The sequence below is a fragment of the Arthrobacter sp. GW822-FHT05G07 genome, from assembly GCF_058799755.1.
The window spans coordinates 98,820-121,539 of the sequence record NZ_JBXALT010000001.1; the positions used below are offsets into that span (position 1 = coordinate 98,820).

Annotated in this window: 10 protein-coding genes; all 10 read right to left on the reverse strand. The window is 63.4% G+C overall.

Annotation, left to right across the window (positions count from 1 at the left end; genetic code table 11):
- Positions 1 to 28: 28 nt before the first annotated feature.
- Complete coding sequence (locus tag AC1RJY_RS00460) at positions 29 to 4,471, reverse strand: type VII secretion EssC family protein (RefSeq protein ID WP_210064314.1); 4,443 nt, start codon at positions 4,469 to 4,471, stop codon at positions 29 to 31.
- The gene (locus AC1RJY_RS00465) at positions 4,468 to 5,172 is read right to left on the reverse strand and encodes a hypothetical protein (RefSeq protein WP_011774153.1); all 705 of its coding nucleotides are present in this window, start codon (positions 5,170 to 5,172) and stop codon (positions 4,468 to 4,470) included. The genes AC1RJY_RS00460 and AC1RJY_RS00465 overlap by 4 nt, the downstream gene beginning before the upstream one ends.
- A 45-nt stretch (positions 5,173 to 5,217) precedes the next feature.
- Complete coding sequence (locus AC1RJY_RS00470) at positions 5,218 to 6,990, reverse strand: serine/threonine-protein kinase (protein WP_498600900.1); 1,773 nt, start codon at positions 6,988 to 6,990, stop codon at positions 5,218 to 5,220.
- Positions 6,987 to 8,870, reverse strand: a complete 1,884-nt coding sequence (locus AC1RJY_RS00475) for an FHA domain-containing protein (RefSeq protein ID WP_498600902.1) — start codon at positions 8,868 to 8,870, stop codon at positions 6,987 to 6,989. Before AC1RJY_RS00475 ends, AC1RJY_RS00470 begins: the two co-directional genes overlap by 4 nt.
- Positions 8,857 to 9,783, reverse strand: a complete 927-nt coding sequence (locus tag AC1RJY_RS00480; protein ID WP_011774150.1) for a PP2C family protein-serine/threonine phosphatase — start codon at positions 9,781 to 9,783, stop codon at positions 8,857 to 8,859. The genes AC1RJY_RS00475 and AC1RJY_RS00480 overlap by 14 nt, the downstream gene beginning before the upstream one ends.
- Positions 9,780 to 11,384: an RDD family protein gene (locus tag AC1RJY_RS00485; RefSeq protein ID WP_011774149.1), complete on the reverse strand. Its 1,605-nt coding sequence runs from the start codon at positions 11,382 to 11,384 to the stop codon at positions 9,780 to 9,782. The genes AC1RJY_RS00480 and AC1RJY_RS00485 overlap by 4 nt, the downstream gene beginning before the upstream one ends.
- Positions 11,374 to 13,860 (reverse strand): transglutaminase TgpA family protein, encoded by a 2,487-nt coding sequence (locus AC1RJY_RS00490; protein WP_498600904.1) that lies wholly within the window; start codon positions 13,858 to 13,860, stop codon positions 11,374 to 11,376. Before AC1RJY_RS00490 ends, AC1RJY_RS00485 begins: the two co-directional genes overlap by 11 nt.
- Entirely contained in the window at positions 13,857 to 15,260 is a 1,404-nt protein-coding gene (locus AC1RJY_RS00495; protein ID WP_498600905.1) for a DUF58 domain-containing protein, read from the reverse strand. The genes AC1RJY_RS00490 and AC1RJY_RS00495 overlap by 4 nt, the downstream gene beginning before the upstream one ends.
- Before the next feature lie 108 nt (positions 15,261 to 15,368).
- Positions 15,369 to 16,340, reverse strand: a complete 972-nt coding sequence (locus AC1RJY_RS00500) for an AAA family ATPase (protein ID WP_014921183.1) — start codon at positions 16,338 to 16,340, stop codon at positions 15,369 to 15,371.
- A gap of 53 nt (positions 16,341 to 16,393) precedes the next feature.
- On the reverse strand, positions 16,394 to 22,495 hold the full coding sequence (locus tag AC1RJY_RS00505) for an Ig-like domain-containing protein (RefSeq protein WP_043469955.1): 6,102 nt from the start codon (positions 22,493 to 22,495) through the stop codon (positions 16,394 to 16,396).
- Between the last annotated feature and the right edge of the window lie 225 nt (positions 22,496 to 22,720).

Below are 22,720 nucleotides of genomic sequence, written 5' to 3' on the forward strand. Positions count from 1 at the left end.
TTGCCGTAACCCACGGACATTAAAGGTCCTAGCTGCGGTTTTCAGGCGGCATGGCGATTTGGAGCTTGCGTACCTTTCCTCGTCCCACAATGTACCCGCGGCCGGGAATGAAGTCCTTGCTGATGCGGCCCAGGGAGGTGTTGAGGAGGCTGTCACCTTCCACATCTCCTGGGTTGAGCAAGAGCCCTCGGCGTCCGGATTTGAACGGCTGGGCAAGGGACCAGGCCTGAGACCAGGTAGAGGTCTCGGACTCGCCCACCACCCACTGATCTGCCTTGATTGCGGCAGTAACCAGCCGTCCCACGCCGGATTCCGCCAGCGTGTCGGTGAACTCTGTCAGGCCCTCGATGAAGATCGCCATGGTGCCGGGGTTATCCGAGGCCTTGTCGATCAGGTCATCCACCACATCCGAAACTTCGTCCGGCCCCACCAGCGACCTGCTCCAGATATTCAGCGACGCCACGGCAGAGCGGCGGGAACCGATGTAGATCAGGTCGGTGCGCGGGTTGGAACGCCGCAACGCGTATGCCAGGGTGACCAACGCGACTGTACGTCCGGCGCCTGGAGGGCCGGCCAGCAGGAGTGATCCCTTGGCGGCGATGGCCGCCGAACCCAGCGTTTCGTCGTCGACGCCTATCACAGGATTGTCCGGCGCGCCGGTGGGCAGGATGTCCAAGTCCACCAACTCCGGGAGCCGCTGAATCTGAGGAGCCTGCTCGAGGCCCTGGCGCAGCATCGCCTGGCTGAGCTTGGCCACTTCACGGGCCTGGAGCGCGAGGTTCGAGTTGCCTCCCAGCACGGCGAGCTGAACTTCGAGTCCGTCCAACAAACCACGCCCGGGAGGTGAAGCTGCGTTGAGAACGTCCTTGGGGACGTCCAGAGTCATGTAGTCATCTTCGGAGCTGAGGCGCAGGACCAGCCGCTTTTGGATGGAAGCAAGGAGCGACGCCGGAACGGAGTTGGTGCGGTCACCGCTGACTACCAGGTGGATGCCCAGGGGACGTCCGTCTGTTGCCAGCGTTAGGAAGATGTCCCACAGCGCGGACAGGTTGCTGTACTCGTAGGATTCGCGGAAGGAAGACATACCGTCCACCAGGATGAAGATGCGCTTTTCTTCGGGACGGTTGGCCAACTGCCGGTATTCGACGATAGTGGACGCCCGGACCTCAGCGAAGCGCGCTGCCCGATCGTCCGCCACGTCCTTGAGCCAGCGCAGCAGTCGCCCGACGCGCTCCACGTCGTCGCCGTTGATGATCTCGCCAACATGGGGAAGGCCATCAAGCATTTTGAGTCCCGACGAACCACAGTCGATGCCGTAGACGTGCACCGGACCACCGCGCGGCGTGACCGCGGCGGCGATGGCGATTCCGCGCAGTGCTGCCGACTTACCGGATCCGCCCGTGCCGTAGACGGCCATGTTGCCGTCCTTGTCCGGCTCATAGAACACAGTGGGCTGGTCCTGGTGGGCGGGGTCGTCCGCCACGCCGAGCAGGAGCCGCTCATCGGTCCGCGGGTTGGGAAGCTTGGAGAAATCGTAGGTAGTGGCGAGCTCGTTGAGCCATGGCTTCCGGGGAGGCTCGATGGACAGGACGTCAGCTGCGCGGATGATGTTTCCTGTCATCCTGGCAATGTCGTTGGGTCCGGCGGGCTCTTCTTCCACCTGTGACACCAGGGGCGGTTCCCAGGTGGGACCGGATCCGAACGCCATTTCCACGATGTCGATCCGGGGGCGCTGCGGCTTTTCAGTGGTCCAGCCACCGGCGTATCCGGTCTGGAAGCCTTGGATACGGCCGGGACCCGTCTTCGCGGCACCGCGGCCAGGGATGGACGGATCGAAGTAAGCGGCCGTCGGAACACCCAGGATGTCCGTTGCGTCCACTTCATCGGCCATGCGCAAGGCAACGCGGAGGTTGGTGTTGGCGCGCAGGTTGTCTTTAATGACGCCGGCGGGCCGCTGTGTGGCCAGGATCAGGTGCAGCCCCAGGGACCGGCCGCGGGCGGCGACATCCACCACGCCATCAACAAACTCAGGAACTTCGGTAGCCAGCGCCGCGAATTCGTCCACGATGATGATGAGGTACGGGGGCGCCTCCGGATCGGCTTCGCGTTGCAGCGCCAGGAGGTCCTTGGCTTTCTTACGGTTCAGGAGCCTTTCGCGGTAGTGCAGCTCTGCCCGAAGCGACGTCAGCGCACGGCGCACCAGGTGCGGAGACAAATCGGTCACCAAGCCAACGGTGTGTGGGAGGTGCAGGCAGTCGGCAAACGCAGCTCCGCCCTTGTAGTCGACGAACAGGAAGCTGACCCGGTCCGGGCTGTACGCGGCTGCCATGCCCATCACCCAGGACTGCAGGAACTCGGACTTGCCGGCACCTGTGGTTCCGCCCACCAGCGCGTGCGGACCTTCGTTCTTGAGGTCCAGGTAGAACGGCTCCACACCTTTGGAGCCGACCAGTGCGCGGAGGCTGCCGTTGTCCTTCCGGTTGGGCACAGCTGTGGCGTGGACAGAATTGTTCTCCTGCCAACGCTCCGCCACGGCCTGTGGGTTGTCCATCAGTTCCTTGCCGATCAACGTGGCGTAGGAGACGGCGCGCGGGAGGTCGGAATCGTCGTCGAGCGGGTTTCCAACATCCACCAGCGGCGACATCATGCGCGCAAGCTGCGTGGCAAGGTCCGCATCCAGGCTTTCGCAGCTCACGGGGTACGTGTGGCGGCCCAAGCGAACCTGGCCCGTGGTGGTGCCGTGATCGCCGTCCACCGAGAGGAAGTCGCGGCATGCTGCGGGAAGTGATTGCACGTTGGCCGCCACCCACATGATGTGCACGCCGTAGTCGGGGCCGCGTTCCACCAAGCGCGTGAGGCGGCCCCGGTCCACGGGGGCGTCGTCCTCAACGATCACCAGGACGGCCGGAACCACGGGACCGGGAACTTCCTCGTGTTCGTTCTTGAGGCCTGGACGCGGATGCGGGCCCGGCTCCTTGGCCAGTGCTTCCCGCTCTTCCACGAGGTTTTCGAGTCGGGACAACAAGGCAGCACCGGCACCTGGGCCGGCAGCAAGGTGATCGCCGGATATGGGGCTGTGCCCTGAACCAACGTGCGGGAGCCACTGCAGCCAGTCCCAACGCTCACGGGAACGGGCCGAGGTCAGTGCCGTGAGGACAACTTCGGCCGGCGAATGGAGCCCCACCAGCTGGAGCACCATGCCACGGGCCACGTCATCCACCACGCTGCGGTCCCCTGCCACGCCAAAGGAGCCCGAGGTACGCAACTGCGACACGATCGGAACGCCTTCAATGACACGGACCTGCTGCAGGCACTCCTGGATTTCCCGCATGTACTGCGGTTCGGTTTCGTTGGCGCCCGGTTCGTCGAACTGTATACGCGACGGCGCGGAGCCCAACCCGAAGCGAACCCCCAGGAAGTGCTGGTGTTCGGGCCGGTGGGTCCAGAGGAGGGGCCCGAGCTTGTAAATCGCATCAACCGTGTCGCTCACGGAGGGTGCTTCCTGGAGCCTGACAGCGCGCTCAATATTCTGCTGCTTGTCAATGTCCTCTCGGAACGCCAGCATCGCGGCTTTGAACTGTTTGTGGCCCTCCTTGGCCTGCCGCTTGCTCTGCATTTTGTGGTCCACGTAGTGCCCAACGATGAAGAGCGGCATCATCGCCATGAAGATCACGGACAGCAGGTTCTGTGTGAACGCAAAGAGCACACCACCCATCAGCAGCGGCGCGATGAGCATGATGTAGGGGAAGGGCTGGTGTTCCGGGCGCTTGGGGCCGGCCGGAGGCACGCGCTTTGGCGACTCGAACCTGGGCAGCACCCGCGGCGAACGGTTGAAATCCACCAGCGGCGACGACGGGCCACCGCCATGGTTCCGTGACAGGGCGACGACCCCCACGGAAGTATCGCCCAAGGTAACGGTGTCGGAGGATTCGAGCGTTGCGCGGGTAACCGGCAGCCCGTCCATGAGGAGTCCGTTCGCGGAGTTCGTGTCCACGATTTCCACGGTTTCGCCAACGGTGATCCGCGCATGGCGCTTGGAGGTCAGCGGGTCCGACAAACGGATGTCGGCGTCCCGGTCCCGGCCGATGTAGCTGGTGCCGAATGGCAGCGAAAATTCGCGTCCGACGTCGGGCCCTGACATCACACGCAACGTCGCCGCTGCCGGTCCCCTGCTGTGGCCGTTGGACGCGAACTGCTCGCTGACCTGCGCGAGCGAGACCTTGGAACCCGGGCGCAGCCCGGACTCCAACAGGTTGTCCGTAGGCCGGAGGACGTGCCCGGAGAGGCCGCCGCCAACGAAAGCCTCGTCCACGCTGATGGACAGGTTCGACGGCGGTTCGGTCCCCTTTCGTGCGGGGTCGGCAGCCCAAAGTTCGGTGGCTATGTCAGCCACGGTGGCACGACCATCCACCGTTACGGCGAGGTCCTTTGCTTCCGCAGGGTCACGCCGCAAGGTCAGGCGGAACTTCATCCTTCGTCGACTCCACTCATTTTTTCAAGAAGATGCAGGTCAGCCGGCGTCACCAGGTGAGACGTCACGGCATGTTCCACCAAGCGCGCACGGCGGTTGGTGGCAAGTTTTCCCACGCCGCCGCGCAGGCCCACTACGCCTACGCGGTCCAGTTTGTCGCAGACGTTGTCCAGCTTGCGGTTGAAACGGGTGAGGGCCCATCCCAGTCGCTTCGCAGCCTCGGCAGACGACGGAATTGCGCTGAAGCCGGTGCCGTCGCGCCGCAGCATGGGCTCGGCCAAGGCAACGATCAGCGCCTTTTGGGAATCGGTGAACACCACGGGTCCTATGGTGGTGTCCCCTGCCTGGTCCTCGTCGCGTGCTTCGTGCCGGAAGGACGGCGTCTTCAAGTGCACAGCGAACTCGTAGGTGGTGGGTCCGGCGGTAAAAATCACGTTGGTGTGGCTGAACACCAACGGGATCCGCGCCCCAGGCGCCAGCCAGGCCTGCATACCGCCCGAACCGTCAGCAATGGTGGCGGACAGCATGCTCCCGACGTTGCTGAGCCACCACATGCCGTCGTAACGGGCGATCTGCAGGAAGCGTCGGTGCAGGTAGGGATTGTCGTCCACTTCCAAGTCACCTTCGCGTCCAATATCAAAGATGTCCTCGTCGGATGGTTCGTACCATTCCCCACAGAAATCTATTGCTAGATCCCCCATGATCTGTGCCTCCTCAGTCGGCGATAAGTAAGTCTCATGTGCCGGCTACTGGTCCACGCAGGCGATGGATCCCGTGTCTCCAGGCGAGGAAGTACCGTCACGACGGACAATAATGACCTGGATGCAGAGTTGCTTCTCCCCGCCGAAATAGGGTCGTGCGTGGGGCTCCGTTACGGCCTCGTAGTCGCCTTCCGGGATGAGGGCGGTCCGGTAACGCCACATGTACATGTCGCCGGACTGCGGTTGAGGGTTCGTCCACCGGAAATCAGCGAAATCCGGCTTTTCGGGGTCCTTCACGCCAATGAGGCCCTCCACATCCGGTACGCTGCCGTCACCCAAGGCGTCTGCGGGCGGCTTGCTGGCTGCCTCCGTGGGGACAACTTTCGGCTGTGCCTGGGCACCAAGGACTACACCCACCACGATGGCGACCACCAGCACGGCTGCCCCCGTTGCGGCGAGCCAAAGATTCCGCTTGCTGTGATCTGCGGGCCGGGCGTCTTCCCGAGTGGCCGGTGAGGCACCTGCGGGTGAGTTGGATCGGCTGACTGTGGCGCCAAGATCGTCCTGTGGACGCGAAGGCTGCCAGCCGCGCAGGACTGTGGACTCTGCCGTATCGGGCTCGGCGGTTGTATTGTGGCTGCCTGACGCCCTGTACGTTCCCTGGGCCGTGTACGATCCCGGAGCCGTGTACGATCCCGGCGCAGGGGCGTGAAACTGAGGCGGGGCCGATGACCCGGCGTGGGACTGGACAGTTTGCGGAGGGTTGGTGGGCTGGGTCGGCTGCCCAGAGGCGCCCGTAACGGTGGTCGGGAAGGTTCGAGCCGGGAACGTGGGCGCCGAACCCGTGGTGGCCGTTCCGGAAGCATCGGGATCGATTGAGGCAATACTCCGGACCCGGGTTTCCTCGAAGTTGTCATCGGGATGCTGCTCATCCCCGTGCCCTGGTTCTTCAAGCACCTCGAATGGCGTTACGGACAGGTTCAGTTCAGCCTGTATCCGTTGGAGCGCCAAAGCGAAAGCGTGGGCGGACGAATAGCGGGACTCCGGCGACTTGGCCATGGACGTTGCCAGAACGAGTTCCAAGGACTCCGGAACGTCGGCACGGCCCAGCCTGGGCAGGGGCGAGTTGGTGATCCGGGAAATCAGTTCCCGCTGTGAGTTGTCCTGACCGGGAAGGACGAACGGAGACCGACCCGCAAGCAGCGTGTAAAGAGTGGCGCCCAGTGCCCAGATGTCCACGGGCACCCCGTCCACGGCACCGCCGCGGAACTGCTCGGGCGGAGACCACGGGATGGACATGCCGGCGTCGTCCTCAGTGTCCGCGCCAATGGTTCCGGAGATGCCAAAGTCCGTCAGGGCCGGCCGGTTGTAATCGGTGACCAGGATGTTGGCGGGCTTAATGTCCCGGTGCACAATGCCTGCCCGGTGGGCGGTCTCGACGGCGGAAGCCACTTGGATGCCGACGGCCAGAACTTCGTCCACGCTGAATCGCTGGCGACGATAGCGGACGTCAAGGCTCGGTCTGGAGCAGTACTCCATGGCCAGGTACGAGTGCCCGTTCTCGGTAATTTCAGCTTCGAAGATCGTCACGATGTAAGGGTGCGACGACAACTGCGCCATAAGGTTCGCTTCGGACTCGAAGCGGCGGCGGGCCCCTTCAGTCTTCAAGTCGGACAACAGGACCTTGACCGCTACTTTTCGGCGCGGCCGGTCCTGCTCATAAAGGTACACATCGGAGAAGCCACCGGAGCCGAGCAGGCTGATGTACTTGAAACCCGGGATGGGTGGAGGCGGCGCGGGGGGCCTCTTGGAACTCAAAGAATCTCCTCGAAACGCAATGAAATGTTGTCGCCCAGTTCGGCGATATCGCCGTCCAGGAGGATGGCCATCTCGTTTTGGGCAAGCCGGCGGGGTGCCTGGCCTTCCCGTATGAGAACGGTTCCGTTGGTTGCCTTCAGGTCGCACAGCATGACGTGCCAACCCTCCAGCCGGACCTCCACGTGGGAGCGCGAAATGTCCCCTCCCGGGCTGTCCACCTGAACCAGGCGGGGCATGGTGCCGCCTTGCACGCGGGAAACAGACGGCTGCCGGCCAATAATGAGCGACTGGTCAAGATCTATCAACTCACCTGTGGAAAGCCGCATTCTGCCCAGACGGGGACGCGGGACATGCGCGGCGTCACCGGTGACGGCCACCCCGCACACCGAGCATTGCGGGTAGGTGGGCGGGTTGGCGTGCCCTTGGGAGCACATGCGTGCCAAAACGCTTGGCCCTTTGACCGCGGGTGCGTCCGCGCCACTATCAACAGTTTTGGCGCCCGCCGGCTCCTCAGTGGGGAGACTGCTCTTCATGATGGTCTGCCCGTCATGGTCGGAATCCTCGTCCGCGGCCTGAGGAGCCGACGACCAAGCGGCCGGTACCTGGGCCGGAGGATCGGCTAAGGGCTTGGACGGAGCTGCCTGCTGGTCGCTGACCGCCGCAGGGGTGGAAGAACCGCTCCGCAGCCACGGGACCGAATCGATCAGGCCACCCGACGACGGTGCGGCGGACGCATTCTCCTGTGGAACGTGCGGGGGCGTCAGTGGCGGGGAATCCGGTGCCGGCGGCGTTTGGGCTGCCGGCGTCGGCAAAGCAGGTGAGTCGTGGTCGTCAGACTCGTCCTCCGTGCGGACAGCGGCGTCCTCAATGTTGCGCATCACTGTCTTGTCCCACAGATGGTCATAGTTTGTGGTGTTTTCCAGCGAGGGAACTATTGGATCAGTGGTACTCGTGTGGACGGAGACCCCGGAAGGTTCCGGTTCTGTCGCGGTGTCTGGTTCACGCTCCGCCAACGGTTCTGCAGGCACCACGGAATGCTCGGGCGAGGGCGGTTCCTCATCAGCGGTTTCTCCCGTTGGGGCCGCAGCTTCCTCAGGAGCAGGTACGCCAGCGAAGTCGGGTACAGCGGTGAGAGGCTCATCGGCACTGGGTGACTTGGCAATGGGAGCCGCGCTCGAGGGAGACGCGCCTTCGGAAGGCTCGGTGGAGGAAGCCTCGGTGGTGGGAATCATGTGGCCGGGTGCGATCGTCAGACCAATGTCCGCCTCCGTGTAACCGATCATGGTTTCATCGGACACGGCTACGGGCCGGACTTCAGGTTCACTGTCCGCGTGGCTGGCAACTCGTGCCGAGGCCTCGAGTGATGCCAGGAGTACCACGCCCTCTCCCAAAGGGAGGCTGTTCGTAGGCGAGCTGTTCAAGGGCGAGCTGTTCAAGGGCGAGCTGTTCAGCGGCAGGCTTCCACCCGACGTCGGACTTCCCGCGGACGGGGCAGTGCCCTCCCCGATCCGAACGCTAAAGGAGGCGGCATCCGCGATCCGGCGTTCGGTCCACGTGGTGACGTCACGTCCCGTGATGCGTTCCTCAGCCCCACCCAGCCGCACGTGAAGTTCGAGGTCTCCCCGGAGGAACACACGGAGTGCGTCTTTGGAGTCGATGATCCCGAAGGGCGGGATGCGGCTGAGGGAAACGCCAAAGGCGTCTGTAACTTCGTGGAGGACTTCGTGAGCTTCGGGCGCGGAGGCCAGCAACTCCCAGACGGTGTGGATCAGTGCGTACGGCGTGTCCGGGCCAAGGAGCACCACAGTTCCGTTCCGCACAATACCGAACCACTCACCCTGCCGGTAGCGGGTCAGCGACAGGTGGTTACTGCTTGCCATCGACGCCTTCCTCCCGGCCAGTCCCGGCAACCTCGTCCGTACCATTCACCCAAGCCCGGGGAAGGGTGTCTTCTTCAACGTCTGACGTAACTTCCGGGCGGGGCGCAGTGGTGGCGATGCCGGCGTCGTTCAAGACGTTCTTGGCGTCCACAACTATGACTGTGACGTTGTCTCTGCCACCGCTACGCAGGGCGGCCTGTATCAGCGCGTCCACAGCATCCTGTGGATGGCCCACGGTGCTGAGGATGCGGAACATGTGGTCATCGCCCAGTTCGCCGTTGAGACCGTCCGAGCAGACCATGATCCGGTCGCCTTCCTGGATGGGAAGCAACCAGAAATCGGCCTCGGTCTCATCGCCGGTGCCCAAAGCACGGGTAACAACGTGGCGGCGAGGATGGACCGTTGCCTGCTCCGCGGTGATATCCCCGGAATCCACCAGTTCCTGCACCTCGGAGTGGTCGACGCTCACCTGTGTGAACTCCCCCTGGCTGAGGCGGTACGTTCTGGAATCGCCGATGTTCATCACCAGCCAGTAGGGCAGGCCCATCTGTTCCACCACCACAACGCCGGACAGAGTGGTCCCCGCCCGAGCGCCTGTCGCGTTGCGGATGGCAGCATCGGCTTTCAACAAGCACGACTGAAGATCCGCCGCTGAAGCGGTGCGCACGCCGGCCGACAGTTCAGGGGCACTGCCCAAAGCCCGGACGCACATGCCGCTGGCAATCTCCCCCGCTTCATGTCCGCCCATGCCATCGGCAACAGCGAAGACTGGGTCCGATGCGATGAACGAGTCTTCATTCAGTTCGCGCCGTAGCCCGCGGTCCGTTCCATACCCGTAACTGAGTCGAAAAGAGGATCCGCCTGCAGCGGGACCCGCTTCGGCGTTGGCGGGGGTGGCCGGCTGTGAATTCATGCTTGTCCTAGGTGGAAGGAACGGTCCCCAAAGTGAACGGTGGAACCGGGACGGACAAAGCTTGCTTCGCCCGGGTGGAGCCTGGTCTGTATTCCGTCAGGCGTAGTGACAGCGCTGCCGTTGGTGGAATTTCGGTCCGTGACCCAGACGCCGTCGCCATCAACACGCAAGTGCAGATGCGTTTTGGAAATGGACCGGCCGGGGTCTGACACGGGCAGTAATTGCTCCACGGATTCCCCGGGCTGCGGTGCCGGATTGCGGCCCAAGAGCACTGAACCGCCGAGTTGGATGTCCTGTCCATCGTCAATTCGGATCCGCAGGACGGCCTGGGCACGGGCTGCGCCCGGGCGCATCTGGGTGCGTTCCACGTCGTCGTCAGGGTGGGCGGCGGCGGCCGTAGGCTGCTGCGGTGCGACCGTCACGGAGTGGGGTGCTGGTGATCCGTTCTGTGCTGCCGGAATGTGCGGAGCCGGAGTGTGCGGTGCCGGAACAGCGGGAGACGCGGCGTTGGGATTCGCGGCGTTGGGCGTCGCCGGTGTGAAGGGGGCCGTGGGTGGTCGCCACTGGTTCGGATCATGCGAAGGCTGCACGGCCGGTGCCACGGGGGTAGCGTGCGCGGCAGTAGCGGGCGCGGGAGCGGCCTGCGCGTTCAGACGCGGGCCGGGTGCCGGACCGGAAGGCACCGGGGAAGCGACGGGTTGAACCGGCGGGAGATCCATCGGGGCGAAACTGTACGGACCTTGGATGCCTCCGGTGGTCACGGGATTGCGGCCTGAATTCACGTCGAACACCAAGGACTTTGCCGCTTTGTCATGCCAGCCGCGGACCTTGCCGTTGTTGTCCCAAGCGTTGGAGATGACCACAAGGACGGCCCAAACAACACCAAGGAACATCAGCGGCAGGGCGATCCACAGAACCAGGCCGATTGCGCCAAGCGCGGACAGGATGACGGCAACGATGAACCCCAGCACCAGCAGGCCGCCGGTAAGAATCCCACGGACGAACACCACGCCGGCGCCGGGCGCATAGCCGTCGGAATCCGCGCTGCGGATGCCCATGAGCTGGTTGCCGACGGTGTTTCCGGACTTTGCCTCAATTCCAAGGAGGACAAAGGTGTAAATCACGGTCACGCCCAGGCCGATGCTGCCCAGAAGGACCAGCAGACCCGTGTCATAGACAATGAAGCCATTCCTGCGGGTTTGCGTGATGCCGGCAATGCCGATTGCGAACGTGGTGGCAAGCACGGCAACGGGACCCAACCAATCCAGTACAGCTGCGCCCAGGCGCTTCCCGGCAGAGGCGGGCGCCAACTCAAGCTTGGTGGTCATAGTGGTCCCTCCCCCTGGCCCTGGCATACGGTCCGGCATGCTTTTCGTGCCGTGCTGCATCGGCGACGCCGGCGCCGACACTACCGAGATACTACCGGGATCGGGCGAGCCCTGCCGGTTAGCGAACTCCAGCGCCGCCTTTTGGGCATGGTTGATGTTGCCTTCCTTGCGGGCACCACGGTTGTTCAGCGGTGAACCGCACTGGGTGCAGAACGTCGCTCCCGGACGGACCCCGTGCCGGCATGCCGGGCAAAGTTCTGTCTCATTGCTCATGGGTGGTGTCTTTCTTGAATGGCAACGTAAAGCGGCGCTTTGCCGGGTCCTTGGCCGTCTGTTGCCGCTGGCGAAGGGCCGCGCGGCCATCGGACAGCAAGGAGCGCGGCGAGAACCGTGCCTGCTGCCGTTTCCAGAATCCGACGCTTCCCGTAATGTCGGTCAGCGACGTATCAACGATTTCCCAGTACTCCTTGACCTGGTCCTCGCTGGGCTGGCCGGCACCGAAGACGGCGGCATCGGCCCGGTGGGCAAGCATCGTGGTGGTAGTCCCGGCGGTAGGGAATGCATCAGCGATGACCGTGGCCGATTCGCGTCGGGTGGACTTTGTGTCGATTGAGGCCCCCATGTCGGTGGCCAGGCTCAGCACTTCGTTCCACCCCCCGCCCACACGCTGGGCGGGGTGGCCATCACGGAAACGCGCCTTCCGGCGTCGTGATTTCAGCAGGAGGATCAGCAGCAGCGGCAAGGCGAGGATCCCCAGTGGAATCAGCGCCACGCCGATGGCCGCCAGCAGCGGACCCCAGAAGAGCCACGGGTTGTTCTTCTTCTCGTCAGCGTCCAGGGCGTCCGGTGTGGAATCCGGCGGCAGATCCGCGGGTTCCTGAGGCGGGGGCGGCGGCTGAAGCACCTGTGGTTTGGGTTTGGACTTGTTCTCCGGGTCGGGCGGGATGGGCACGTTGTCCTTGGGCGGAGTGGGATCGAAGGCGACCCATCCCACGCGGTCGAACGCCACCTCAACCCAGGCGTGGACATCCTTGCCCGTGATCTTGATGTCACCAGCACCGTTTTCTGGGCTCTTGGGGTCCGGATAGAACCCCATGACCACGCGGGACGGAATACCCAGGTGGCGGAGCATGAGGGACATGGATACGGCGTATTGTTCGTCGTCGCCCAGCATCTGCTTGGCGGAGAGCATGGTGCGGACGCGCGCTGCGCTGTGTCCGGGAAGGCTCGGGAGCTGCCCTTCGGCTACCAGGCCGTTGCTGAAAGCACCGCTCTTCTGGAAGTGCGCCTCCACCTGCCGGACGCGGTCGATGGCCGTAGGTGCATCCGCGGAAATCTGATTCGCCTGCGAAGCTACGATTGGCGGCACTTCCTCCGCCTCGGGCAGCGTGAGCTTCGCGAAGTCGTACTGTGTGAGCTGGCCGTGCTCCAGGGTCCCGGGGTCCGAGACCTGCACGGTGTAGTTGTCGCCCTTGGCCAGGCCCTTGGTGGTCACGGCGGTGTCCGTGCCGGCGTTGAAGTAGAGCCCGGAAGCGGCACCGGACGTATCCGCGAAACTCATCCCGGTGGTGTGACGACCACCCGGCACGAAGTAGCCCTGATAATCCTCCACGGTGATGTCCAGCGTGTAGTTGGTGCCCTCCACCGGGCTCCCGGAGTCAGCCAAGGTGTTCAGCGAGCGGGCATCGCCCACCTTGCTGAAGTTGCCGGAGCTGTTGGGGTCCATGGTGTAGTTCAGGCCGTTGAAGGCATCCAGTGCCGCCAGGCGGACGCGGGCATCCTTGGGCAGTCCCTTGACCGTGAACAGCGTCTTGTCCTTCTCATCCTTGACAAAGCTGCGGAAGCTCGCCAATGGCGTGATGTAGTCCCGGGGATCGAAAGGCGGGACAATCGTGTTGCGGAGGACCTTGCGGTCATCACTGGCTGTGACCAACGGCGAGGCGATCGCAGTAACACCCACCGCAACGGCGATCACTGCTGCAGCAGTTCCCAGCCGGCGGAGCTGCCCGCGGCGGGCCGTGGCGGCGTCGGAATCCGGCCTGTTGGCCGAAACCGCCTTGGTGCTGTTCCGGCGGAGTACGTCGCGGCGGAACGTCGCCCACACAATGGACACAATGGTCAAGGAGACGCCGCGCTCCACGTTCAGGAAACCCGCACTGGTACTGAAGGCAATGCCCGTAACAAAGAGAACCAGCACGGGAAGCAACGGCCAGTAGGGGCTCTTCAGACGCCACGTGAGCAGACCGGCAGCCAGCGCAGTGACCAAGGAACTCAGGAACGGCACAATGAGCATGCCGTTCGCGGTCCCCACAGGCACGCCAACAGTCAGCATGTCCTTCCAGGCAAAGACGACGCCCAGCAGGAGTGTGCGCAAAGAGTCGAGGCTGGGAAGGAATCCGAAAACTGCCGAGTCCGGCACTGCAAGCGCCGACCCGAAAACCATGTACGCGCCGAACGCCACCGCTGTGGTGATCAGCAGCCCCAAACGGAGGTGCGCGTTGAGGACGGCGATACCCAGTCCCAGCAGCACGCCACCCAGACCTGCGACGATGTAATGAGCGTCGCCCCCGAAGCTCAGGGTGAACCCGAGGACACCAAGGAACAGCAGCACCAGGAGCGCGCCGCAGTCAACGGCGAAATGCCACAACGGCCTGCCGTCGTCGAATATGGATCCTGCCGCGGCACGGGAGGCGGACCTGGAGCCTTTGTTGGCGCGCGGACGCACCCGGAGATTTGGCGCGGTGCTCATGCTGCCGCCTTTCGAAGAACAATGGCGAGATCGTCCAGGTCGCCTACGGTGAGAACCGTCAGGTCCGCGATGTTGGCCCTCGACGGCGCTGCGCCGGGTTGGACACGGACCGCGAGGCTTCGCACGCCGGGAGGTACGGAGGCAGCGCAGGTGCGCAGCTGGGTTGCCGTCACGTGGCTGCCTACGACAAAGAACACCACGGAGGCATTCGGGACGGCGTCGGACAGGTTCCGTGCGAGGTCGACGGCGGTCTTCCGCATGGGTGCCCCGACAACCCGGGTCATGTCGTCCAGCATGTTGCGGCCCGTCTCGCAGCGGAGCGGCCCCTTCTGGGTCAGGACGTCCAGGTCACGTTGTTCACTGATCGCTTGGCGTCCGATGGATGCCGCCACGGAGATGGCCATTTCGAACTCCGCCTCGGAATCATACTCATCGGTATTGATGGACAAAGAAATGGCAAGATGCGCGCGCCGGGTTTCCTCGAACTGGCGGACCATGAGCTTATTGGTGCGGGCCGTGGTCTTCCAGTGGATGTGGCGCCGATCGTCACCAGGGACATAGTCGCGCAAAGCATGGAAAGAAACATCCGCACTGGACAGTTCCGTGGTGGGCATGCCCTCAAGGTCACGGATAAAACCTGCTGCCGAGCTGCCAAGCGATACCGTCCGGGGGTGAACGAACAAGTCCACAGGATCGGTCCACATCACGCGACGGCGCAGCAAGTGAAGGGGGTCAGCACGCACAGAACGGACCGGGCCCACCACAATCACTGCACGCCGCGCGGTGGGAATGGTGAAAAGATCCTCATGAACCTGGGCCGGCTTCATGCGGGGCAAATGGAAAACGGCGGTATTTGAACCCACGGGCAGCTCCAGTGCCGCGGGCAACAATGGCCTGGTGGAAACGTTGGACACGGCAATGCTGCCCACTGCGTCATCCCCCACTGCCACCCGGGTGCGGGCCAGGTCCAGGACGACGCCATACGCCGAGCGGCCCACAATGAACACGATTGCCAGAAGGAACAGCAGGAAAGCCACCATGGCGGCCGACTTCGCTTCCTGCCAGCCCCACGCTTGTCCGGCCCACCAGAGCCCGATTGAGGCAGCCAACACTACCCAGCCGAGCAGGCTCACCACGGCGAGGACAGGCCAGACGAACCTCAGCCACACAGCCCGGACCTTGTCCCACACCGGCGCGAGGAAGTCGCCGGCGGTTCCAGCGGCTTCCGACCATACGGCTGCGGGGTGGAGCTTGCTGGTGGTGCCGCGTTTACCTGGCTGGCCGGGGCGCTTGCCCGGCTCGTTGCCAGGGCCGCGCAGGGAACGCATCTTGCCGCCAAGGGCAGACGCAGCGCGCTTCAACGAGTCAGCAGCCCTGTTCAGGGGTGTGCTGGAGGACATGTCTGGGCCTTTGTTCGAGCTGGGTGCGGTGGGGAATCGCGTTGCGCTGTGACCAGTCGCCGACGCCGTGGTAGGCGGCGGAGCTGGGTTTATGCGCTGGCGCTGGGTCTAGGCGCTGGCGCGTTGCTGCGGGGCGGCGACGTCGGCGAGGACGCGGGTGAGCACCACCTCGGGTGTTGCTCCTGAGAATTCGGCTTCAGGGTCCATCACCAAACGGTGGGTCCACACCACAGGAGCCAGTTCCTTGATGTCATCCGGCAACACGAAGTTGCGTCCCTGGCTCGCCGCCCACACCTTTGCGGCACGAACCATGGCCAGGGCGCCACGGACGGAGACACCAAGCCGCGTTTCGCTGGCATTGCGGGTTTCTTCGCAGAGACGCGAAATGTACTCCAGAACCGCGGTATCCACGTGGGTGGTGGCTGCCAGGTCCGCCATATCGGCCACAGCTTGGGTGGTGATCAACGGCGTAAGGTCCTTCGAGCGATCCTTCAGGTTGGCCCCGCCCAGCAGCCGAACCGTGGAAGCGTGATCCGGGTAGCCGATGGAGGTCTTGATGAGGAAGCGGTCCAGCTGGGCCTCGGGCAGACGGTAGGTACCCGCCTGCTCGATGGGGTTCTGGGTAGCCAGAACCATGAACGGGCGGCCTGCCTCGTACGTGGTGCCGTCCACGGTCACCCGGGACTCCTCCATGACTTCCAGCAACGCGGACTGGGTCTTCGGAGAAGCACGGTTGATTTCGTCAGCCAGCACGATGTTGTTGAACACCGGGCCCTTGTGGAACTCGAACTTCTGGGTCTTCTGGTCGTAGATGGTCACACCCGTCACGTCAGACGGCAGAAGGTCAGGCGTGAACTGAATACGGTTATGAGAACCCTGGACCGTCGCGGCCAACGCACGGGCCAACGAGGTCTTGCCTGTGCCCGGTGCATCTTCAAACAACACGTGGCCTTCGGCCATCATGGCAGTGAACGTCAGCCGGATGACGTGTTCCTTGCCCAACACGGCCTTGCCCACGTTGGCAACCAGCTTCTCGAACGTTTCTGCAAACCACGCGGCCTGCTCGTTTGTCATGGTCATCGGTAGATCCTGTTCCTTGGGTATGTGGGTGTTGGGTTGAAGTTGTAGTTGAGCTAGCGATTCGGCATCCCATTTGGTGGATTGCACCCTACATTCGTGGTGTCGCACCGCACCCAGTTACCTGCCGCCATACCGCTGGTCAGGTGGTACCAGATGCCGGATGGGTTGTTGGAGGATTTGTACCAGACTTGGTAGCGGTCCGACTCACCTGATGCCCCTGCGTTCAGCCACTTCCCTTCTCCGACACAAGACGAAGGGCTTCCATCAATGAAGCTGTCAGTCCCCTTGCGTGGTTCTGTGCAACTACGGTCCGGAGTTGCAGTCACAGTCCACGAGGTCGGGGCCGGTGCGTCGCCACTCGTGGCGTTGGCACTGCCCACTGCGCCTTCTGTCGCAGTGACCGCACGAACCTTCAGGTTTCGTGTATTGTTCCACCCTCCGCCGGGTGCGTTATACGAAGTAGCGCCGCCTACGGACGTCCATCCACCATTATCCAAATTGACTTCGTAGTATTTCAGGGGTCGACCGTTCATGTTGGGAGGCGTCCACGACCAGTGGACCTCGCTGTCGCCCCGAGACGACTTACCGCCGTTCACGTTGGGTGCGTTTGCTGGGCCGTAGGGGTTCCCCTGTCCAATGTTCTTCGCATCGCCGGACACGCCGTTCTTCACCGACGTGGCAATGATGTTGACCACCACGTCTGTTCCGTTCGGCTGCCCACCGATGATTCCACCGCCCCGGCCAATTGGCCCGGAGCCGTGGGCGGTCTGCCAGCGGTACGTTATTTCGTTGTCTTGTGAGCCGTTGCGCTCAGCCGCGGTGAGCGGGGTGAACGCAACCTCGAGCCGACCAGAGTCGCCGGTCGCCTTGACGGACCCGCTGCCCACCATTCCGGGCTTACCAGCAGCACGGATAGGCGCAGACTGTTGGCTGACACCGCTGACGCCGGCCTTGTTTGTAGCCGAGACCGTGAACGTGTAGTCCGCTTCCGAGTTGGCCACGGTGACATTCTGCGAGGTCGCGGCCACGGATTGGGTACCCACGACGGCCCCGCCCATGTACGTGGTCAACGTGTAAGCGGACACGGCGTCGCCATTGTTGTTCGGCGCGGCCCAACTGACCTGGAGCTGGCTTTGGCTACCTACCGACCCGGCGCCCGCTACCGACGGAGCCGCAGGAGTTGCCGGCACGCCGGCAGGAATCTCGGCCGCAGAGTAGGTACTCCATTCCGAGGGTTCCTTCGCGTCGTTCCGAGCCAGGACGCGTACCTTGTATGCCACGCCGTTGGTCAGACCGGTCCACACATGACTGTTGCCCGTGAGGTTCTGAATCTGCGGATTCTGGCCGGCAGGAGCAGGCGAGATCTCAAGATCGTAGGACTTGATGGGCGAACCCTTGCTCGCAGGAGGAACCCACGCCACAGCCAGCTGCTTGTCGCCGAACTTCAGTGTCGGCGCTACCGGGGTATCCGGCTTCACGTCCGGCCGAACCTCGGCCGACACAGGAGAGCGTTCGGACTCGTTGATGGCGTTGGTGGCCGTGACCGCAAAGTGGTACTTCACGTTGTTGGTCAGGCCGGTCAACGTACAGGTGTTGGCTGGGCAGTCCTGCTTGAAGCCGTTCTCGCCGTACACCGTGTACTTGGTGATCGGTGAGCCACGATCAGCCGGCGCGTTCCACGTAAGCAAGGCAGTTTGGTCGCCCACAGACTGCGCGAGTGGTGTGGTGGGAACGGCGGGTTTGTCCTTAACGGTCAACCGGATGCGGGCAGTGGCATACCGGGAGATCTCACCGGTCTTGTCCTCCACGGTGTAAGCAACAACCATGGTTCCGGTAAATCCACCCGCGGGTGTGACGGTCACATCGCCGCCACTGATTTCGGCTGTTCCCTGACCCGTTTCGGTGACGGCTGAGACGATCTTCAACGGAGTTTCCGGGAACGGGTTCGAATCGTTGGCCAACACGTTGACCGTCACAGGCTTGCCGGACTGCGCTTCCGGCTCAGCATCGTCGTTGGCCACCGGTTTGGGCCTGTTGGAGGCCGACAATGAGAGCTTGTAGGTGGCCACGGCTTCCAGCCCGCGCCGGTCCTTTGCCTTCACCTGAACACTGCCGGACTGCCCGATCTGCACGGAATCATCCGCGGAGACCTTGAGTGTCTTGCCCTCCACGTTCACCTTGAAGCCGCCCTGGGCCGCGCCCACCAGCTCGTAGCTCATGTTTTGCACGTCATCCTGGTCCGGATCCGACGTCAGCTTCTCCAAGTCGAGGCTCGCAGAGTCGCCCTTGGGAACTTCCACGTCACTGCCCAGCAGCACAGGTGGATTGTTCTTGTTGGGGTCGGGCAGCACCTTGGTTCGGATGCTGAGCGTGGACTTCAGGCCGTTGGGGTCATCGGGCCCTGTTCCGTCCGTGACTTCGAAGCTGATGGAACCGGGCCCCACGTACTCCGCGCCAGCGGTGTACTTCAGCGCGGTACCACCGTTGGCTATGGGATCGCTGCCGTCCGCACCAATGAGCTTGATGCGGTCGGTCTGGGTAAGGCGCGGCGACTTTCCTTCGCGGACCTTCACCCACTCTGCAAGGTTCACGGTGACGGACTGGCCTGAGACAAGTTCCACCACATCGTCCTTGGCGAGCGTCGGAACCTGCTGGCCGATACCGGGCACCCAGATGATGGCCGTGGACTTCTGGCCATCTACGTCCTCCACGGTGTAGGGCACCAGTTGCGGCTGCTCGGTGAGGTCAACAATCACGTTGCCTTCGGGGCCGGGACGTGCGGTCTCCACATCGGTGGCTACCTTGAGGTTCTCCCCCACGCCGTCCGGATCCTCATCGTTCTTCAGGACGGGCACGTCCACGGCCGTCTTGCCGAGTGTTTGTGCCGATGTCACTCGGTCGTCGCGGGCAATCGGCGCCTGCAAAGGCAGGTCGTTCTGGACCACCACGCGGATACTGGCCTGTCCCACCGCGTCGCGGTCGTCGGCAACAGAGTAACGAACGTTGACGGTGCCTTCCGCTCCCGGAGCGGTCACCAGGATGCGGCCGCTGGTCTGGCTGACCTTGGCATCAAGTCCGGCATCGGCTTCGATGCTGTCCGTCAGGATACGAATGATGTCGCCATCGGGGTCGGTGTCGTTAGCCGTCGCATCGATAGCGATCTGGCGGCCCGGACGGACCTTGACCTCGTCGTCCACAGGAGCGGGTTTTTGGTTGTCTTCCCCACGGGGCGCGACGCCGACTGTCACCGTACCGGTGTTAACCGCGCCTTGGCGGTCGATCACCTTGTACCGGAACGTGTCCGTACCCGCGCCGTCACCGGCGGCGACGAAGTCGATGAAGCTGCTTCCCGCCGTCGCGGTTCCCATGGTGGGTGTGCTATCGATGCCGGTGAGTTGGACCGAGTCGCCGTCGGGATCTATGCCGTCCAGCGGAACCGGGATCCGGACGCTGCCACCGGCCACGACGCGTGCCGTCAGATTTTGAGGCTGCGGACGCGAATTTTGGGTGCCTTCCAGCGGAAGGATATGGATGGTTACGGCTGCGGCACTCTTTTGCCCCTGCGGATCCACCGCGTTGTAAATGGCGCGCACGGTTTTGGGCGTGGGCCCGGCGATGAAGCGAAGGGTCTTCTCGGAGATGAACGCCTTTCCGTCTTCCTCCGGAATGCTTTGCGCGAGCACCGGGTCCACGGACAGTTCTTCACCCTGCGGGTGGGTGTCATTGTCCAGGACCGGAATGGTCACGACGTCGTTCACGCGGACGTTGACTTCGTCGGGTTTCGGCTGGGGAGCCTCGACGACGGCGGGGGCCGGCACCGGGACGACGCCCACCGTGCCGGTGGCCGAGGCGCGGCCGTTGGACATGGTGTAGCTGAAAACGAACGGTTCCTTGGCACCAAGGACGTCCGTGACGCGAAGGACGCTGTGGTCGATCACGCTCACCGAAGCTGATGAGCCGTCGGGTACGGTGACGGACTGCAGGACCAGCACTCCACCGGAGGGATCGGAATCGTTGGCCAGCGGATCAACCAAGACGCTGCCACCCACCGGGAGCAGCGCGACGTCATGGACGGCAACCGGAGCTCCCGGATCCTTGCCGGACTCCACGTCCACACGGATCAGGCCTTGGCTGCTCTGGGGTCCGTTGCTGGCGATATAGGTCAGGTAGATCGGTCCGGGTGTGGTGCTCCGGAAAGTGAAGGTTCCGCCGTCGGTGACCGGACCGAGCTCTGCGGGGCCGGCAGCCTCCACGTGGGCTACACGAAGTGCGCCACCGTTCGGGTCCACATCGTTCTTCAAGGGTGCGATGACCAGGTCCTGACCAACAACCGCAGTGACGTGGTCCGCATTGACTACCGGCGCGAGGGCACCCGGCGGTTGCACGTTAACTACGATGCGGCCAGTGGTGGTGGCCCTGCCGTCCCACACAGTGATGGTGACATTCTTCTTGCCCGGGGCTGCGCCGGAATCCTGGTAGGTGAGGAGGCCGTCCCGGCGTACCTTTACCTGGTCCTGATCGTTGTCAGACTTTGCATCCAACAGCACGAGGTCGTCGCCGTCAGGGTCCATCCAATCGGTCAGGATGTTCTGGCTGACGGACTTACCCTGTTCCACCAGCATGGTGGTGGGCTCGCCTCGTTTGAAGAAGGGCGGCTTATTCTCTTCCGGGGGCACAACGCGCAGTGTTACTTTTCCTCCGGCTGACAGCCCACGGCCATCCGAAGCGTTGTAGTCAAAGACTTCTGTGCCCGGTTTGGCATCTGCTGGAACTTTGACCTGGAAGGCCGAGCCGCCATAGATATTCTCAAGTGCACCTGCCTTGGGCCCGTTAGCACCCACGGCAGCGGTGAGGACATCGCCGTCGGGGTCTGAGTCGTTGTCCAGGACGCTCAGGATGGAAGTACGGCCGGGCCGGACACCGAACTCGTCCGGTTTGGTTTCGGGCGGACGGTTGGGCTTGGTGCGGTCCGGGAGGACATTGATGGTGTTGTTGTCCGCGGACTCCTGGTCCTGGTCATCGGACTGGTTTTTAGGCGGGACTACGTCGTCCCAGTTGTTCACCAGCTGCATGTTCTGGTTAACCAGCCACACGCTGCCGGAGTTCACGTCGTTGAGGACCACCAGGTCCCGGTTCACGCGGAAAACGTAGCTTGGGGAGGCACTGGCCTTTGGGACGTCGTTCTTCTTGTCGTCGGCGTCATTGTCGCAGTCACGGACGTATTTGTTGGCGCCGGACCAGGCGGAGTGAACGCACTTGCTCACCTGAACGGGAGCGGCGGGGACGCCTTCGCCGTCAGCATTGACCGTTGCTGCCGTGGACCCGTCCAGGGGCTGCTTCAGCAAGGCCTTCTGCGTGGCAATGGCCACGTAACTGCTCTCTTCGCTGCTCTGCTGGAGCTTCGCTTCGCGGGCATCTTGCAGTTGCAGCTTGCGGCCACCCGGCAGGAAGAGGTTGCCGGAAGCAGCGTCAAGGATCACAGGCTTGTCGCCCACCACGGCCAGTTGAAGGTCGCCTGAGCCCTTCAGCTCATCTACCTTGTTGACCTGTGAATCGGTCCGTTCACCGTTGGCATCCACAGTGGTGATGGTGATTTCGCCTTTGCCGGGGTCCGCCGTGTAGATCCGGTTGTCAGAACCCACCGCCGACACCATACCCGGGGAGCCGGTGAGTACGGGTTCGGTTCCTTCTTCGTCGAAGCCGTTGACGGTAGAAGGAGACAAGGCCCAGACTTTGCCTCGGGCGGAATCAGTCACCGAGAGCACGGAGGAGCCATAGCTGACTTGCGACGACGACGGCAGCTGCTTGTCGCCGCCCAGCTTCAGGTTCGCGGCCGAGACTTGATTGATGGTGGAGCCCGATTCATCGTCCACGAAGACGTTGCCGTCGTGCTGCAACACGTCAAAAGTGGTGGTAGCCGGGGTCACGGCACCATCCAGGACGCGGGATGGGTAGTTCAACCGGCCCACCGCGTTCTTGGTCTTACTCACAACCCATACGCCGCCGTCGTTCAAGTCCACCTCGGTGGTCTTGAACCCCGGATACAGCACTGCCCCGGTGATCAGCAAAGCGCCCGCCGCAGTGGCAGCAGTTCCCGCTATGAATTTCTTGTTTTGACGCTTTTTCAGCCCCAGCTTGCCGAAGAAAGTTGTCACAGCCCCAGAATTCCCTTTGTGTACAGCCGCTCCCCAGCGACGTCCGGGCCAACCGACATGTGTCGGCAGCCGTGCATTCCGCAGTACCCCCATACGGCGGCGGAATTTTCAGTCCCAAAGACTATCCCACGCGCCAGACGGCCAGCCAAGGAACCCGAGACCGGGCTATCCATTGGCTCTGACAGCCTACGGCCTCACGAACGGTGGCCGCGATGGGGACTACTA